This is a genomic window from Desulfosporosinus metallidurans (genome assembly GCF_001936615.1).
In the GTDB taxonomy this organism is placed as follows: Bacteria; Bacillota; Desulfitobacteriia; order Desulfitobacteriales; family Desulfitobacteriaceae; genus Desulfosporosinus; species Desulfosporosinus metallidurans.
In genome coordinates this window covers 1-16,884 of the sequence record NZ_MLBF01000056.1, presented here as the reverse complement: position 1 = coordinate 16,884, position 16,884 = coordinate 1, and the positions used below count along the sequence as shown (strand labels likewise).

The following is a 16,884-nucleotide window of genomic DNA, read 5'->3' as shown; positions in this document are numbered from 1 at the left end:
TATTTTAAATGACAGTTGGAAGCACAAACACTGTAGGTTATACATCAAGTACGATGGACAATCTTCTTATCGATGCTGGAGCTATTTACATGAATTACGGATTGGTAGGAGAGAAGTTACTTGGAGCAACCTCTGGCGGTAATGAATTTGCCGTGGCAGTCAAGACTCGTGACGTTAAGGTGGACGGAATGAAAGGGACAGTCAAAGGCCTAACGAGGATCGTTAGCACTGATGTAACTCTCAAGGTCAATATGCTAGAGATCACAGCAGAAACGCTTAGAATCGCACTCATGGGTGTCGTGGATACCACAGGCGTTGACTATGATATTATCACAGGCAAGACTGAAATCTTGCTTACCGACTACATCGACAATATCGCTTTAGTTGGACGCATCAGTGGATCAGACAAGCCTGTTGTCATCATGCTCAAGAACGCATTGAGTTCGGATGGGATCAAGTTCTCGAACAAGGATAGTTCCGACAACATCTTGCCTTTGGTTTTCACAGCATCGATTGATCCAGACACACCAAATGTCAGCCCTTACGAAATCCGGTTTCCTAAAATTGCCTAGAGTAACACTTAAAGCACCTCTAAATGGGGTGCTTTTTTATAACTAATACGAAAAAGAAAGAGGTATATATACATGAGAAAACTAAAAACATCAGACATCTTCTCGCTCAGTAAGATTGCCAAGAAAATGGACATCAAAAAAGAAATTGCATCGGTAGCTAAAGACGTTAGTAACTTCTCCCCTGAAGAGAAAGCAAAAGCTGAAGCAACCATGCAATCAAATATCATCATGATCTTTATCGAAAACATTGGATCAGCAGAGAAAGAAGTCTATAAATTCTTAGCTGACATCAGTGGATCAACGCCTAAAGAGATCGAAGACATGGAGTTGCCTCTATTCCTTGAACTGATTAAAGAGTTGTTCTCAGGTGAGGGCATCGGATCTTTTTTCTCGTCAGCACTCAAGTAGAGAGTGCTGACTTATTAGATGTTTTAGCTTCTCGCTATGGAGACATGACTTATATCATGAATTTAGATATTGTTATGGGATTTGAAATCATCAAGACGGCTTACGAGAAAAAGAATGAAGAACAATTATGGCAACAATACACACTTGATTACACATCAATGGATGAGAAAAACTTTTTAACATTTGAACAGTATAAGGCTAAGGCTTTCAAGGTCGCTGTCAAAGTGGACAAGAAGCAAATACTAATGGATGCAGAGCTAATCAGGAAGGCAGACCAAGCCGATAGATTGAAACCAATCTCTGTACTGTAAAACTAATGAAGCATTCTCCTAAACAGGGGGAGTGCTTTTTATCATTAGGGGAAGGAGATGGTTAATATTAAAATCTTTGAGTTATTCGGAGAGATACTTCTAAAGGACAATAACGCTGAAGATAAATTAGATAGTATTGAAAAGAAGGCTCAAGGAGCCTCTAAGTCATTCGGATCAGCAGTTACTTCAATTGCCAAGGTTGGTGTTGCCGTAGGTGGAGCAGTGGTGGCAGTTGGTGGTCTTGCAGTTAGTCTAGGCGATGGTTTACAGAAGTCATTAAACGGCTTACAAAGTGCAACTGACCTTACCGATGACAAGATGATCGGCATGAAGAAAACCATGCTCGACATCTACAATAACAATTTTGGTGAGAACTTTGAAGAAATCGGCTCTGCCATGACTTCTGTTAGTCAGGGTACAGGGTTGGCTGGTGACTCATTAAAGAACGCAACCCAAAACGCTTTGTTGCTGAAGGACACTTTTGAAATGGATGTGTCAGGCTCAGTTAATGCCGTGAGCATGATGATGAAACAGTTTGGAGTTACTGGTGACGAGGCCTACAACCTCATAGCACAAGGGGCTCAATCCGGTTTGAACAAGAACGAAGATTTACTCGACACCATCAATGAATACTCAGGCACGTTCAAGGCTCAAGGATTCTCTGCAACGGAAATGTTCAACATGCTAAACAACGGAGCCAAGAGTGGAGCTTTTACAGTTGACCTCTTAGGCGATGCGATGAAGGAGTTTGGTATACGATCCAAGGATGGTAGTGCGACCTCTGCCCAAGGGTTTGAAGCTCTAGGGTTAAGTGCAGGGGAAATGACTAAAGCCTTCGGTGCAGGTGGAGATCAAGCAAAGATTGCGTTCGATAAAACAACCACAGCTCTCTTCGCAATGAAAGATCCTGTAGCACAAAACGCGGCGGGTGTCGCTCTTTTTGGAACCCAATGGGAAGACTTAGGGGTTAAAGGCGTTCAAGCTCTTGTGGGTACTAAGGGATCAATCGACGCGACTAAGGATTCATTAGAGAAGATCAATGACGTAAAATACAACACGTTTGGCGAAGCCATAATAGGTATAAAGCGAAACCTAGAGACAGGGTTGCTTATCCCTCTTTCCGATAAATTATTACCGAAGCTCAATGAGTTTGCTTCATGGATCACTGCTCATATGCCACAGATTCAAAACGAAATAAGCTATGCCATGGGTATCGTTGGCGGTGTATTAGGATTCGTAGGGGATCACATGACCGCCATTAGCATAATTGCAGGAACGTTGGGTACTGCTTTTGTAATCTTCAAGACTGTTACAGGGATCATGAACGCAGTTAAAGTAGCACAACAACTCTGGTCAGATGCCACGGTAATATGGTCAGGCATAACAAAAGCAGGAACCGCAATTCAATGGGCGATGAACGCAGCGATGTCGGCCAATCCTATTGGAATCATTATTTTATTGATAGCTGCCCTGGTAGCAGGGATCGTACTCTTATTCAATCACAACAAAGCTTTCCGTGATTTCATCGTCAATTCATGGACAGTTATCAAACAAGTTGTCGGTGATGCAATTACCGCAGTCATTAATTTCTTCAAGAACTTAGGAGAAAATATTGCGAAAGTATGGGAAAGCATCAAACAAGGAATTGAAACGGCATGGAACGGTTTTAAAGATTTTATAGTGAATACGGTCACTGCAATAGTTAATCTTGTTAAGGATCTCTGGAATGGTTATATAAACTTTCTAAAGACCTTCTGGTCATCTGTCTTGGACGTGATTGTATCAGCATGGAATACGGTGAAGACCACTATCACCAATCTTTGTACGGCTATTATTGATGGTGTGAAAGACCTTTGGAACGGCTTCAAGGAGTTCTTGACAGGCTTATGGGAAGGTATTAAAAACACAGCTTCTTCAGCATGGGATTCTTTAAAGACGACCGTTGTTAATCTTTGTACGTCCATTATTGATGGTGTAAAGAATATCTGGAATGGTCTAATGACTTGGTTTGGAGAGCTACCATCAAAGCTTAGTATCCTTGGTTCTAGCATGTTCACAAGTCTTAAAAATGGTATAAGCTCAGTCCTTGGTGGTCTAGGAACATTCATCAAAGATGGGTTCACCTCTGCCATTAGCTTCATTACAGGACTGCCGGCCAAGATGCTCGGCTATGGTAAGGACATGATTCAAGGGTTAATTAATGGAATCACAGGCATGGTCGGTAAAGTCGGAGATGCTGTTTCGGGTGTTGCTAATAAGATCAAAAGTTTCTTGCACTTCTCAGTACCAGACGAAGGGCCATTGACTGAATATGAACAATGGATGCCTGACTTCATGGGCGGTCTTGCTAAAGGTATTGACGCTAACAAATACAAAGTCATGGATTCTATCAAAGGTTTAACTGGCAATATGTCAGTAGGCTTAAAGACCTCTGGACAAACAGATACAGCAGTGCCACAAGTAGCAGAGCAGGGCGGTGGGGTCACTCAGAACACGGTTCATGTTGCTCAACTCATCGTCAGAGAAGAAGCAGATATCCAAAAGATATCTCAAGAACTCTTCAGACTTCAACAAAACAGGAGTCGTAGTTTGGGGGTAGCGTATTGAACGGATTTGTTTTCAACGGATCACACTGTGGTACCAATAACGTAATCATGCTTAGTGTGGATCGATCTATATTGCCTGCCTCTAATAATGTCTACCTCCAAGTTCCAAATAGGGATGGCAGTTACTTGTTCGACAGAGAGTTATCGGATCGTATCATCAAAGTCAGTTGTACAGTCTTTGGCAACAGCACAATTGACTTGGCTCTTATTGCTCGTCAAATCTCAGGATGGATATTCACGAAACAAAGAGTACCGCTTATTTTTGATGATGAACCAGACAAGTATTATATGGCAAAGTACGATGGGGCAATCGGTTTATCTCAGATAGCAACTGATGGTGAGTTTTCCCTTACCTTCCGATGTGAGCCCTATGCTTACTCGTTAGTAAATAAGCAACAGTCCTTCGTAAATAGTGCTATTGAGGTAGCGAATGTAGGAACGGCCCCAATGTATCCGAAGATCACATCAACCTTTATTGCTTCGGCATCCGAATACAACCTATGGTTTGAAGGCTGTAACATGCGCTTAGTTCGTAGCTTTGTTGCTGGCGATGTTGTAGTCATTGACAATGCGATTAGCAAAGTCACCGTGAATGGTGTCAATGCCATGTTAAATCTTGATCTAAGTAGTCGATTCTTTGGTATTGGTTCAGGAGTTCATGCTTTAAATACAACCCCAGTGTCGGTAGCGAACACAACAATAATATGGAAAGAGCGGTGGTTATAAAATGGCAGGATTATTGAAAGTTTATAGTAACTCAGGTTTTACTACGGAGTTTGCCACGGATGCAGGAGCTTACGTTATTCCCTTCGGCACAATGGATGGAACGGCAGGATCAACGAAGACTATTGCCTTGTATTGTAAGAACACAGGCGATCAACCGCTACAGAGCAGAAGCATCGTAGAGAACAGTGATCCAGAAGCACTTCAATCCTATTCGATTGATAACATAACATTCTTAGCTACGACTCTAGCTTTAACCGATTTAGCACCCTCGGCGACACAGATCATCTATGTAAAGGTTACAGTTCCGGCTGGCACAACAAACGTCGGAAACCCAAGAAGCATCGCGTTTTCACTTAATGCTATCAGTATTTAAGAGAGGTATCGTAATTCATAGATTAAATAGGGATAGGTGGTGACGAAGTGCCTCAATTAATAAGTAACTTGGCGGTAGGGTCTAAGGTTAAATACGGTAGGTATAAGGTTGAGGGCAGTACGACACTGCCTATCATCTGGAAAGTAATTGATAAAAACCATACTGGCTATCCCATTGATTCTGTTACCTTGCTCACAGACAAGATTATTGACTTGAGAGGTTTTGATGCGAAAGAACCCCTCAATGCTGATCCAGATCGAGCGGGCTATGGTAACAATAGGTATCGCACCTCAAACATCCGACAATGGTTAAACAGCAGTGGTCTTGCAAATGCTTGGTGGTCAACACAGAATCTTACGGACGGAACATTAAACTGCAACAACGCGGATACCCCTCCAGATGATGCAGGATTCACCTATATAACAGGATATACGGATACCAAAGGGTTCATGAATAGCTTCTCAGCCGAAGAACTGGCTAAGATTTTAGGTACAACCCTTAAAGCAACGAAAGAGGTCTTTGAAGACGGTGGGTATTCTGATACCTTAGTCGATAAAATATTCTTGCTGTCTTGTAAAGAGATTGGGTTTACTGGCGGTACTTATGATTCAGATGGTGTACAATTTTCAATTTTCTCGAGTGACGCAAGCCGAAAAGCAACAGTAACCGACCAAGCCCGATTGAATACAACAAGCGTAAGTAAACCTTCCGCTTCAACAAGTGGATGGTATTGGTGGACTCGATCTCCAACGGCTGATGGAAACACATATTTTAATACGGTTTATGCAAACGTTACAGGTGCTTATGGGACTAACTTCGTAAATCGTGGCGATTTCGGTATTCGTCCTGCTATGAATGTAGCTTATGATATCTCGGTTTCAGACACGGTTGATGCCGATGGATGCTACATAGTAGCTGGGCCAACTGGCGATGCAAGCATTGGCCTTAAATCTACGGTAATTGTTAGCAGGGCTACAAATACGCTTGCCCAATCCACTGTAAGCGTTAGTTCAGCTAAAAATGCACTTGCCAAATCGACGATAAATGTAATTCAAGCCGGTAATGCCAGTGTTAATCTAAAGTCTACCGCAACCCTAAGCAACGCCATGATTACAAACGCCAAATCGACTGAAAACGTGAGCAACGTAGTTAATGTAAATGCCAAGTCCACGGTATCTGTACAGGCCAATGACGCAAGTATTCATCTTTATTCAACTGCAAGCGTACAGTCATCAAAAAATACAAATGCAAAATCAACAGCAAGTATTAGTAGTGCGGTAAATAGGTATGTAAAGTCCTCAGTCATAATACAACTCAACAATGCAGGGATTGACTGCTGTTCAACCGTCAATATCAAATCGACTCAAAATGCGCTCGCTAAATCATCGGTCACTGTAATTGGAGACAAAAGCATCCGACTTAAATCCAAAATAAATGTTTCCCTTTTGTCATCACAATCTCTTCCGGCAACGTTACATCTCTATGTATTCTCGTCAACAGAACAGTTACAGGCGGTGCTTATTAATAATGGAACATCCTGCCCATTTTACGATGCAATCCATGATGAAAAGGTCAACTTAGAAAACACATTTACATTTGCTATTCCTTCAGATCATAGTGATGCACAGTATGTCATTGAGGGTAGTCTGATAGCTTTTCAGGATCTAGATTCTAACTGGCAACTATTTGAGGTCAAACGGATCGTTGATACTGATGATGGATCAACTATCAAATATGTATACTGTGATCACGCATTCTATGAATTGCTTGGAGACATAGTGCCAACTGGCGGTGGAAATGGTACTTCGCCTTGGCTTGCTATGATATCTGCGCTCTCACATAGTCGATGGGAAGCAGGAAACATCGTTAATCTAGGTATCCAAACGACAGCATTCAGCTATCAAACGGCACTAGCCTGTATTCAGCAAGTGGCGACAACATGGAAAGGTGAACTACAGTTTAGGATTGTTATTTCTAACAATTTAATTACCCATAGATATGTTGATCTTGTGGCTAGAAGAGGAAACGATACTGGCAAACAATTTGTATTCGGTAAAGACCTAGAGAAAGTTGAAAGAGAAGTTGACTTTAACGGTGTCAGCACAGCAATGTATGGCAGAGGTAAGGCTACCACTGCTGGATCACGACTGAACTTTGCTTCTATTAATTCTGGCAAAGAGTACGTTGAAGATGCAGGGGCCTTGGCTCAGTATGGAATCATGGGCCGTCATCGATTCGGGATTTTTGATGATTCTCAAGAAGAAGATCCTGCTAACCTACTTGCCAAGACGCAGACAGCCCTTCAACTTGCTAAAGCACCTATAGTCAACTATCAGTTCCAAGTAATATCTTTAGAACAACTCTCAACTGATTACGTCCATGAAGCTGTACGCATTGGAGATACTTGCACAGCGATTGATGACAATTTCGTACCCGCTTTACAGACAGGCGTTAGGGTTATTCAGATACAACGAAATCTAATTGAATATAACAAAACCAAGATTACCCTTGGTAACTTCAAACCGGATTTATCAAAGAGTCAACTCTTTCAAAACCAAATCAATCGGCAAGTAATAGACAACTCAGGTATATGGGATAACGGTAGTGCCTTAATACCTTCTGTCCTTGATCCTGCGATCTATGACTTAACGAGTGAGTTAAGGTCAGCAGGAGGATATGTCGTATTCAGTAAAGACGATGGGATCATGGTTTACAATACGCCTGATCCTGCTACAGCTACTCAAGTCATGAAGCTAGGCGGGGGAATATTCGGTCTTGCTAACTCAAAGATCAATGGAGAATGGAATTGGCGTACCTTCGGTGATGGTGGAGGATTCACAGCTGACTTAATCACAGCAGGGAAGATTATGGCTGATAGGATCCAAATTGGACTAGGAACGATCTATGATGAAGGCTACAATCCTGCCGAAATGCTGGATAACTTCGTTAATGAAACGTATACAACGGACATGGCAAACATCAAAAATCAAATCGATGGCAATATAACATCTTGGTTCTATGCCTATGCTCCTACGATGGCGAATGAACCTACTAGCTTATGGACAACTGAAATTAACAAGGCCACTCACCTTGGAGATTTATTCTATGACTCAACAACTGGGTTCGCTTATAGATTTTCACTAGTCGATAGTGTCTATCAATGGGTTGCTGTCACAGATTCAGGGATCACAAAGGCACTTGCTGACGCACAGAGAGCCCAAGACACAGCCGATGGAAAACGCAGAGTCTTTGTTGTAACACCCACCACCCCTTATGACGTAGGGGATCTATGGACACAAGGGGCTAGTGGTGACTTAATGCGATGTTCTATAAGCAGGGCAACAGGAGCTTATGTGGCATCCGATTGGATCAAAGCAAGTAAGTATACCGATGATGCCAAAGCAGAGCAAGCGATAAGAGATGCCGCGAATGCTCAGGCAGCCGCAGACGGTGCTCTTAAATTGACGGACATTGAACAAGGCAATGTAGATTTCTTGATCTCAGCCACAAATAAAATTGCTGTCAACTCAAACTTCTATTGGGATGTTTCTGGCTTCTATGCCGTCAATGGATCTAAGGTCGTCAGGATAACGTCTGGTGGTATTGGAATTAGTAAGGCAGGAATTGGTGGTGCATTCTCTACAGCAATCACAGGAGACGGAATTATAGCCGATGTTATCAAGTCAGGTACATTGGATTGCTCTTTACTGAATGTCACAAATCTTGTTGTAGGCGTAAACGTAGCAATGGGTTCTGGAGCATCTATTAGTTGGGCCAATGTTTCAAATAAACCTACCATTCCAACGACTGCCTCTCAAGTAGGGGCTAGAGCAGACACTTGGCTTCCAACAGCGTCTCAAGTTGGGGCAAGACCTTCAACATGGCTTCCTACTGCTTCTGAGATAGGTGCAAGACCCTCGACATGGCTCCCAAGTGCATTAGAAGTAGGGGCTCGGTCAAGTTCATGGCTACCAACACCTTCTCAAATAGGATCACTTGCTACGACTTGGGTAGGTACTACCTATATCAACGAGGCAGGGCTATATACTGGTAAAATCATAGCTAATCAAATCGTAGGCGGTACGATTGATGGCGTAACGATCAACGCAGTCAAAGATTTAGGTATCATAGGATCAGCCAGTGCGTCATCCAATCCAAGGCTTACGTTTAAATGTGGTTCCTCTATTGGTAAATCTACTATCGTATCGACTCCTACAAACCCAGGCTCTTATGGATACGAATCTGACACGGTGTTTATCAATGTGAACAGCAGTAGTAACGTAGAAGCCTATCGTGGGGCCGTTTACGTTACAGGGATGAATAGTTCTGGCAGTACCTTTCAAGCAGACTTCATCGTTCACGGAACAATCCAAACTGGTAATGGTAGTACGTTTGCCTATGCTCCCTTTGGTGCTGATATAAACGGTAATGTTCACTGTACCACGATCACACCTACCAAGATACTTCCCAATTCGCAGGGTAGAATCTACCTTGGAGATTGGGGCAGTAATATCAGTATTACGAGCGATGGCGTTTGTAGACTTGCTAATGGTCATGGAGCCTATCTGTATATAGCTGATAATAGCTTAGTCTTTATTGATTCTAATAATAGATCCCATACCCTATCCATGAATTAACTAAAGAAAGTGAGTGAAGCAAAAATGGAAGTAAACGCTGATAGCGTCATAGATAATCTCGGTAATCAGATCAAAGAAATGTCTAAGGCCATAGCGGTTAAAGATTCTCAAATCGAACTGCTTCAGAAAGAGATTGCGAAACTTAGCATTAAAGAATAGTGATGGGTCACAGGGAAGAGGCATGAATCCTCTTCCTATTTAATTAATGAAAGAAGGAATTTACATGGCTTACATTCATGTTTATCAAGCTAACCCAACCGTTGGATTAACAGATGGGGTTCAAGTCTCAGAAGATGGAACACAAACTTCTCCTATCGCGTTCACCCTTAATGCGACCACCAACGAAGAAGGTGCTGGCTTAAAATTAGCCTTACGCTGTGAAGCGGGGTTTCAAACGACTACAGGTGTCGATACAGTAATTACCCCTGTAGGCGCAACGTCTGCAAAGTGGGCTCTATCTTTGGATAACTCTACTTGGTCAGATTACGGTGTTGCCCTGCATGTAACGGCTCAAGTCATGAGTTCCAATGTAATTTTCTATGTAAAGGCCAAAGCAAGTAACGATGAAATCCCACAGAACGACATCAGCGTTACGCTTAATGTAATAACTCAGGTTGAAACCCAATAGTAGGGAGGCTATTGATTATAATTTAAGGTGGCGAAGTAAATGTCACAACTGATAAGTAGTTTAGCGGTAGGAGCCAAGGTCAAATATGGAACCTACCAAGTCGAAGCCAGTACCACGCTACCGATTATTTGGCAAGTAATAGATCAAAATCACACTGGGTATCCGAATAACTCCGTTACGCTACTTACTGACAAGATCATTGATCTAAGAGGGCTTGATGCGAAAGAACCCTCTAATGCAGATGCAAGTCGTGTTAGTTATGGTAATAACAGATATCGCACATCGAACTTGCGTCAATGGTTAAATAGTAGTGGCATAGCTAATTATTGGTGGACAGCTCAAAACCCTGCTGACGGTAAGTTAAATACTAATAACGCGGATACTACGCCAAACGATACAGGAATGAGCAAAACCACAGGGTACAGTGATATCCAAGGGTTCCTAAAGAACTTCACCGCACAAGAACTAGGCAGGATTTTAGATACAACTTTGACAGTAGCTCGGAACACCTCCACGGATGGCGGTGCTTCTGAGACTGTATTAGACAAAGTATTCTTATTGTCCAACACTGAAGTTGGGCTTGCTAACGAAAATAGTATTGTAGAAGGTAGCTTATTTTCTCTGGGGAGTAGTCTAAGAACCGCCACCCTAACAGCTCAATCATTTGACAATACTCTGGCTGGCTTCTCCAAGCCAGCCACAGTTACAACAGCATATTATTGGTGGTTGAGAACCCCAACCAGCTTCAGTACGACCAGTAATCGTGTGTGCTCTCCCACTGGCACACTAGGCTCATCTAATGCTAACACTGGCAATTATGGAGTTCGTCCTGCAATGAATTTGGCGAACGATATCCTAGTGTCAGATGCCGTGGATGTCGATGGATGTTATGTTGTAGAATATCCTACAATAACATATCACTCACAACCGATAACTAATTTAGCTGTAGGATCTAAGATTAAATTTGGAACTTATTGTGTTGAAAGTAGTTCCACACAACCGATCATTTGGAAAGTCATCGATAAAAACCACTCAGGCTATCCAACTGGCTCTATTACATTGCTCACTGAAAAGATCATTGATCTGAGAGGTTTCGATGCAAAAGAGCCGGGGAATGCAGATGCAAGTCGTGTTAGTGGCGGTAATAACAGATACAGTACATCAAATATACGACAATGGTTGAATAGTAGCAGTTTGGCTAATGCTTGGTGGACAGCTCAAAACCTTACCGATGGTACAGCTAATACCAATAACGCGGATACCCCGCCAAACGATGCAGGTATGGGCTATCTCACAGGATACGATAACATCAATGGATTTCTAAATAACTTCACCACAGAAGAGCTTGCTAGAATGTCGGATACAAATTTGACTGTAGCTAGGAATACCGTCACGGATGGTGGTGGTTCCGAGAGTGTAGTTGATAAAGTTTTCTTACTGTCCATGACTGAAGTTGGACTTGCAAATGAAAACAGTATCGTCGAAGGTAGCTTATTTCCAATCTTTACTTCCGATGCCGACAGACTAGCCTACCTGACAGATCAGGGCTTTCAAACCCTGAGTACGAGTAAACCCGCCACTACTACAACATCATGGCAATGGATGCTTAGAACCCCAAAGGCGACTGTCTCAAACAGTGCCCGTGTTGTCGGCGGTCTGACTTACAATAGTGCGTATGCTGGCAACAGTGGCGTTCGTCCTGCGGTGAACCTAACTACTGACACCTTAGTATCTGATGTAGTCGATGCTGATGGATGCTATATTATAATGCAACCATCGCAACCTGTGATAACATACCCAATTGATATCAATTCAGACGTATCACGAAACATTGCTGTCTCTGGTGATCTTGCGTTGGATCTCATTAGACAAGTTAAAGCGTCAACAATCGCCGTATTGGATACATCACGAAAGACAACGGCTGTAATAGGCCTTGATTCGGATTTGGTTAGACATATTGGAGCATCAGCAACAACGACACTTGATACGAAACGAACAATAGCCGTCACAGCAGACCTCAATTCTAGTACAAACCGTAATGTATCGGTTCTATCGGAGCTTACTCCAGACACAAAACGAGCTGTAAATGCAACTCTAGACATTGGTATTGATACACAACGACAAGTAAGCAGTGGCGTACAGCTAGTAATTACGGCTACTAAGAGAAAGCTTGTATCAAGCATTTCTTCTGTTGCCGATACTAAACGAAAAATAGCAACCTCTTTCTCTTTTGCCAGTGACGTTAAGAGAAGCGTTGTAAGGTCTGTCTCTTCAATAATTGATCTTAAACGAAGAGTCACAGCATCCGTTTCTTCAATGACTGATTCTAAGAGAAAGGTTACAATCTCAGCTTCTCTTATTGCCACTACCAAGAGAAAAGTTGCGGTATCTGCCTCTTTTGCCATGGGACTGAAGAGAAAAGTTGTAGCATCGATCTTCCTTGCCGTTGATGCTAAGAGAAGACTTACGACTCTGGCCTCTTTGATTACCGACACCAAGAGAAAACTTATATTGCCTGTTTCTTTTGTCAGTGACACTTTACGAAAAGTTATCAGTTACCGACCTCACAGGATCAAAGACTACGCTATCAGTGAGATTACGGATCGTTATGCTATCTGTGAAATCATGGATAAATATATCGTCGAGGAGGATGATTGATATGCAATTTAAACTAGGCGAGAAAAAGGATTGCGGTATCATTGTAAAGTCGGTTACTGGCGAAGACTTTCAGATCGACAGTGCCGTCTATGAGTATATCGGTTATGACTCTGGTAACGTCCTTGGCTCTGGAACCGCAGAGGTAGATCCCATTACTAAGCAAGTGTGGGTACTTCTGGAGCCTTCTGTAGCCGGTAGGCTTGTCTTCACAATGGAAATCACGCTCTTGACAGCCAATAGATATCCTGAAACCATTATCGGTGAAGCAGTCGTAAGGATGTAATTTATGTTAGCCCTGTCTTGATCGGCAGGGCTTTCTCTTTGTCATTCTTTAAATAAAAATGGAGAGCAGGTTTATTCCACCCACTCTCCCTAAGTCTGACTCGATTAAAGAGCTGGACTAAGTTACCAATATTATGTCTCGTAACAAGAGGATGTCAAAGGAGAGAGGTGTTAGACTTGGGGTTCAATGAAACTGAGATCAAGAAAGTATTAGATTTCTATAAGCAAACACTAGACGCTCATGAAGGCAAGCTTTCTGAACTTGATAAGTATCAGATAATGTTACAAAAACATGAAAACAGCATTACTGACTTACAATTGAAATCTGCCACATACGAACAGAGGTTTACGAATTTAGACAGCCAAGTCTCTGACATCAAAACCACCCTAGTACGCATGGAAAATAGTTCGCTGCAAAGTACAAATGTACTTATGAATACCCTTAGTCGAATTGCAATTAATACGAGCAGTGAAAAGATGAAAATAGAAAAAGAGGACAGCAAAAGCACCCATGAGATTGCAAAGGTCAAGTTGAACAATAATGCTAAAATCATCTTGAAAGCTTTAGCCCTTGTCGGTAGCTTAATCGTTGCTTATTTCGCAGGTAAAGGAATCATGATTTAATAACTTTTAGAGAGAAGGATCTATAATGGATGATGAAAAGGTATGGTATCAATCAAGATCAGTCATCGGATCTGCTGTGACTATTCTTGCATTAATATGTGGTCTATTTAATTTAACAGTCGATGCACAGGCACAGGGTGATATCGTGAACCTCACAGTAGTGGTTGTTGGCGTAGTTGGTAGTGCAATCAGTATTTGGGGCCGAGTGACGGCCACTAAGACGATAGCGACAAAAGTAATCAAATGACCTGATTTATAACCCTTACCTTAATCGGGTGAGGGTTTTCCCTTCGTTTGGTTGGTTTTAGTCGGGTAACTAATGTGACAAGTGGCTTGAAAATATAAATATTATAATGCATCTTATTGGGAATTAAGGGAGGATATAGGTAAGTCTATGAAGAATAAACTTATTATAAGGATGGGTGGGGGATATATGGAGGGAATTGAATGAAGAAGGTATTAGTAAATACTGCACTTATTTCAACGTTAGCCATTTCTCTTATATTGGTCGGGTGTGGCACAAAGGCAGCTTCATCAACAGTTCATACATACGTAGGTAGCGTAAACTCAACCGTATATCATTATCCAAGTTGTGCGTCGGCAAAGAAAATCAAAGAAGCTAATCAGGTGTGGTTTTCGGATGTGTCGGATGCTAAGGGTGCTGGTTATGCCCCTTGCAAGATATGCAAGCCACCTATTAATTAAGGGTGGCAAGGTAATGAGAGTAGGTGATAAGCAATGAATTATTATGAGATTCTACGCAGTGAATTTACTTCTACTCAGGAGGAACTAAAGAGAGCTTATCAGCAACAAGTTAAATACTGGCATCCAGATACAAATAGTAGCCATGAAGCAGAGGAACGGCTAAGGGAAGTAATCGAGGCATACTCTGTGTTATCAAATCCGGGATTGCGAATTGAATATGACCGATATCTGGGCTTATCCGCAACTGACCCCGAACCTGATAACAGTTTTAATGACAGCAAAGCAGGGCTCGATATCTGGTATTATGCAATAGGTTATACCAAAATTGGACCTATTAGCGAAGATAAGATGCATGAATTATACGGTAGTTCCAAATTGACTCCTAAAACATTGGTATGGACAAAAGGTTTTGATAAATGGGTTCAAATTTCTGAGGTCGAACAATTTAAACCGAACGAAACCCCGCCTCCCATAAATCCGAATCATGTACATAATTCTTCAAATGTTGAAGTAAAACAAATTCGCCCTTGGGTTAGATTTTGGGCTAGGCTAGTTGACATATACTCTGGAAACGCATTAGCAGGTATACTAATTGGAATATTCATACCGCAAGTATTGGACCAAAAAATAGTTGGGATATCGTTCGCTAATATTATTGGAATTCCTTTCACAATTTTACTTGAAGGGTTATTGTTATCTACCTGGGGAATGACACTTGGTAAATCATTATTTCAAGTATTTGTAAGAGATTCACAAGGCGAAAAATTAAGCTTTTTACAGGCAATTAAACGTTCTACCTCTGCTTGGGCATGGGGTCTAGGTTTTGGTGTGCCATTTGCATCCTTTTTACTCGCGGGTATGTCTTATCAACATATTAAGGAAACAGGTGTAGCGAAATGGGATATGGATGGTAATTCATTTGTTAGCCACAGGAAGATAGGGATTCCTAGAATCGCATTTATTGCTGTATTTTTTATTGGATTTCTTTGGCTTGCTTACATTTTAACAGAGTATAATTAATATCGTTAGGGTTTGCGAAGGGAATGATGCTCTTGCTAAAGAATACGAAAATAATACATATTATTTCAGTTGGCATACTCATCTCTGGTCTTGTCTTATCTGGCTTTTCTATTATGAAAATTTGGGAACTAGAGGGGGCAAACAAGGATTTTGAGAATAAGATTAAAACCCTTACCAACAATGAAAACAATATGAAAAAACGTGTTACTAATCTAGAAGATGATCTTGATACGCTAAGATCTGATTTTGATGACTATAGCCATTACTAGGAAAGAATTAACGTCAATTAGACGACTAAAGAGGTGTTATTCTGTGAAAAAAAGATCAAGATTAATGATTTTCTTAATTATATTGAGTCTGATATTAATGGGCTGTTCTTCGACACCTGTAAAAACAACTTCATCAGAAGAAAAGGAAAAGCAAAGAATCGAACAACAGGAAGTAGCCCTGAAAAAATACGCCTTAGATCATGGCATAACTGATGCCGTAGTGATGACATCCTTTGATGATTTTGCTGATAAATTTACCTTTCAATTGCAATCGAAATATCAAGGGAAGAAAATTGTTTTCTACTCGACTGTTATCGATATATACCAAGAAGACGGTAAGTCTTATCTAGCGCTTGATCAGTCGCTAGAGGATACTATTTTTACCTTAGAGTGCGATAAAGCCATCATCGATAACCTCTTAAAAAGTAATCTTAAGTATGATGAGTACGGAAGTGATGAAATAATATTGACTGCAAATATTGATAGCATCAAGCGTATGCACTATAGGATTAGGGCGAATGGGGATTCACAGGAAGGCTACGATTTAGACATTGACACTGATAATCTAACGGAAATAAAAGGAAAATGTCTGAACGCTGAAATATGGAAAACGAATTAAACTTAAGTAAAAAAAATATACTTATGAAAGCAACTCAATACAACTTGAAGAATGGATAAAAGAGCACGGAATTAACCCCTGCTCTTCATGAGGTATGTTTATTTTTTAGAAAGGAGAGCGATGAGAGATGAAAAAATTGAAAGTAATATTAAATAGAATCATCGGGTCTATCCTTGCATTAATTGTAATATATTTTGTTGGTCCTAGCATAAAATCATTTTATTCTCACCATCAAGTAATTGCACTTCTAGTTCCATATTGCTTAATAGGATTAGGTATATACGCTTCCATGAAAGGTACCAATAATACAAATAATAGTGAGGGTGAAGAAGGTGAGAATAATCTATGAGTTATTTACCTGAATATACACCTGTTAAGGTTGGGGCTAAAATTAGAAAAATACTAGGTACTTGGTTAAAAGTCATTGGCATTATTCTTTATGTTGG

Annotated in this window: 18 protein-coding genes; all 18 read left to right on the top strand. The window is 41.2% G+C overall.

From position 1 onward, the window contains the following. Positions 1-8 precede the first annotated feature (8 nt). The 18 genes from DSOL_RS21570 (at position 9) to DSOL_RS21490 (ending at position 16,787) form a co-directional block, all read left to right on the top strand. Complete coding sequence (locus DSOL_RS21570; protein WP_075366844.1) at positions 9-572, top strand: hypothetical protein; 564 nt, start codon at positions 9-11, stop codon at positions 570-572. 72 nt (positions 573-644) lie between these two features. Next, entirely contained in the window at positions 645-980 is a 336-nt protein-coding gene (locus DSOL_RS21565; protein ID WP_075366843.1) for a hypothetical protein, read from the top strand. 56 nt (positions 981-1,036) lie between these two features. Beyond that, on the top strand, positions 1,037-1,291 hold the full coding sequence (locus DSOL_RS21560) for a hypothetical protein (RefSeq protein ID WP_083642900.1): 255 nt from the start codon (positions 1,037-1,039) through the stop codon (positions 1,289-1,291). A 57-nt stretch (positions 1,292-1,348) separates the two neighbouring features. Continuing rightward, the gene (locus tag DSOL_RS21555) at positions 1,349-3,898 is read left to right on the top strand and encodes a phage tail tape measure protein (protein ID WP_075366841.1); all 2,550 of its coding nucleotides are present in this window, start codon (positions 1,349-1,351) and stop codon (positions 3,896-3,898) included. Further along, complete coding sequence (locus tag DSOL_RS21550; RefSeq protein ID WP_075366840.1) at positions 3,895-4,623, top strand: distal tail protein Dit; 729 nt, start codon at positions 3,895-3,897, stop codon at positions 4,621-4,623. Before DSOL_RS21555 ends, DSOL_RS21550 begins: the two co-directional genes overlap by 4 nt. Position 4,624: 1 nt before the next feature. Beyond that, positions 4,625-4,996 (top strand): hypothetical protein, encoded by a 372-nt coding sequence (locus tag DSOL_RS21545; RefSeq protein WP_075366839.1) that lies wholly within the window; start codon positions 4,625-4,627, stop codon positions 4,994-4,996. 47 nt (positions 4,997-5,043) lie between these two features. Continuing rightward, positions 5,044-9,633, top strand: coding sequence for a phage tail spike protein (locus DSOL_RS21540; protein WP_075366838.1), 4,590 nt, complete (start codon positions 5,044-5,046; stop codon positions 9,631-9,633). A 24-nt stretch (positions 9,634-9,657) separates the two neighbouring features. Further along, positions 9,658-9,792 carry a hypothetical protein gene (locus DSOL_RS29650; protein WP_282433565.1) on the top strand — a complete coding sequence of 45 codons (135 nt, stop codon included), beginning with the start codon at positions 9,658-9,660 and terminating at the stop codon, positions 9,790-9,792. 64 nt (positions 9,793-9,856) lie between these two features. Continuing rightward, positions 9,857-10,261, top strand: a complete 405-nt coding sequence (locus DSOL_RS21535; protein WP_075366857.1) for a hypothetical protein — start codon at positions 9,857-9,859, stop codon at positions 10,259-10,261. Positions 10,262-10,300: 39 nt separating this feature from the next. Continuing rightward, positions 10,301-12,919 carry a DUF6273 domain-containing protein gene (locus DSOL_RS21530; protein WP_075366837.1) on the top strand — a complete coding sequence of 873 codons (2,619 nt, stop codon included), beginning with the start codon at positions 10,301-10,303 and terminating at the stop codon, positions 12,917-12,919. A 1-nt stretch (position 12,920) separates the two neighbouring features. Further along, on the top strand, positions 12,921-13,202 hold the full coding sequence (locus DSOL_RS21525; protein WP_075366836.1) for a hypothetical protein: 282 nt from the start codon (positions 12,921-12,923) through the stop codon (positions 13,200-13,202). 176 nt (positions 13,203-13,378) lie between these two features. Further along, positions 13,379-13,825, top strand: a complete 447-nt coding sequence (locus DSOL_RS21520; RefSeq protein WP_075366835.1) for a hypothetical protein — start codon at positions 13,379-13,381, stop codon at positions 13,823-13,825. 25 nt (positions 13,826-13,850) lie between these two features. Beyond that, on the top strand, positions 13,851-14,072 hold the full coding sequence (locus DSOL_RS21515) for a hypothetical protein (protein WP_075366834.1): 222 nt from the start codon (positions 13,851-13,853) through the stop codon (positions 14,070-14,072). Positions 14,073-14,272: 200 nt separating this feature from the next. Further along, complete coding sequence (locus DSOL_RS21510) at positions 14,273-14,530, top strand: Ada metal-binding domain-containing protein (protein WP_075366833.1); 258 nt, start codon at positions 14,273-14,275, stop codon at positions 14,528-14,530. Positions 14,531-14,563: 33 nt separating this feature from the next. Beyond that, positions 14,564-15,550 carry a GYF domain-containing protein gene (locus DSOL_RS21505; RefSeq protein ID WP_075366832.1) on the top strand — a complete coding sequence of 329 codons (987 nt, stop codon included), beginning with the start codon at positions 14,564-14,566 and terminating at the stop codon, positions 15,548-15,550. A gap of 23 nt (positions 15,551-15,573) precedes the next feature. After that, positions 15,574-15,819, top strand: coding sequence for a hypothetical protein (locus DSOL_RS21500; protein WP_170871584.1), 246 nt, complete (start codon positions 15,574-15,576; stop codon positions 15,817-15,819). A 43-nt stretch (positions 15,820-15,862) separates the two neighbouring features. Further along, complete coding sequence (locus DSOL_RS21495) at positions 15,863-16,438, top strand: hypothetical protein (RefSeq protein ID WP_075366830.1); 576 nt, start codon at positions 15,863-15,865, stop codon at positions 16,436-16,438. Between the two features lie 127 nt (positions 16,439-16,565). Beyond that, positions 16,566-16,787, top strand: a complete 222-nt coding sequence (locus DSOL_RS21490) for a hypothetical protein (protein WP_075366829.1) — start codon at positions 16,566-16,568, stop codon at positions 16,785-16,787. Positions 16,788-16,884 lie beyond the last annotated feature (97 nt).

Excerpts from the sequence above, each read along its gene's own strand:
- DSOL_RS21565 (WP_075366843.1), top strand. The coding sequence starts at position 645 with ATGAGAAAACTAAAAACATCAGACATCTTCTCGCTCAGTAAGATTGCC.
- DSOL_RS21525 (WP_075366836.1), top strand. The coding sequence starts at position 12,921 with ATGCAATTTAAACTAGGCGAGAAAAAGGATTGCGGTATCATTGTAAAG.
- DSOL_RS21490 (WP_075366829.1), top strand. The coding sequence starts at position 16,566 with ATGAAAAAATTGAAAGTAATATTAAATAGAATCATCGGGTCTATCCTT.
- DSOL_RS29650 (WP_282433565.1), top strand. The coding sequence starts at position 9,658 with ATGGAAGTAAACGCTGATAGCGTCATAGATAATCTCGGTAATCAGATC.
- DSOL_RS21515 (WP_075366834.1), top strand. The coding sequence starts at position 13,851 with ATGGATGATGAAAAGGTATGGTATCAATCAAGATCAGTCATCGGATCT.
- DSOL_RS21530 (WP_075366837.1), top strand. The coding sequence starts at position 10,301 with ATGTCACAACTGATAAGTAGTTTAGCGGTAGGAGCCAAGGTCAAATAT.
- DSOL_RS21570 (WP_075366844.1), top strand. The coding sequence starts at position 9 with ATGACAGTTGGAAGCACAAACACTGTAGGTTATACATCAAGTACGATG.
- DSOL_RS21560 (WP_083642900.1), top strand. The coding sequence starts at position 1,037 with ATGAATTTAGATATTGTTATGGGATTTGAAATCATCAAGACGGCTTAC.
- DSOL_RS21505 (WP_075366832.1), top strand. The coding sequence starts at position 14,564 with ATGAATTATTATGAGATTCTACGCAGTGAATTTACTTCTACTCAGGAG.
- DSOL_RS21535 (WP_075366857.1), top strand. The coding sequence starts at position 9,857 with ATGGCTTACATTCATGTTTATCAAGCTAACCCAACCGTTGGATTAACA.
- DSOL_RS21545 (WP_075366839.1), top strand. The coding sequence starts at position 4,625 with ATGGCAGGATTATTGAAAGTTTATAGTAACTCAGGTTTTACTACGGAG.
- DSOL_RS21500 (WP_170871584.1), top strand. The coding sequence starts at position 15,574 with ATGATGCTCTTGCTAAAGAATACGAAAATAATACATATTATTTCAGTT.
- DSOL_RS21555 (WP_075366841.1), top strand. The coding sequence starts at position 1,349 with ATGGTTAATATTAAAATCTTTGAGTTATTCGGAGAGATACTTCTAAAG.
- DSOL_RS21510 (WP_075366833.1), top strand. The coding sequence starts at position 14,273 with ATGAAGAAGGTATTAGTAAATACTGCACTTATTTCAACGTTAGCCATT.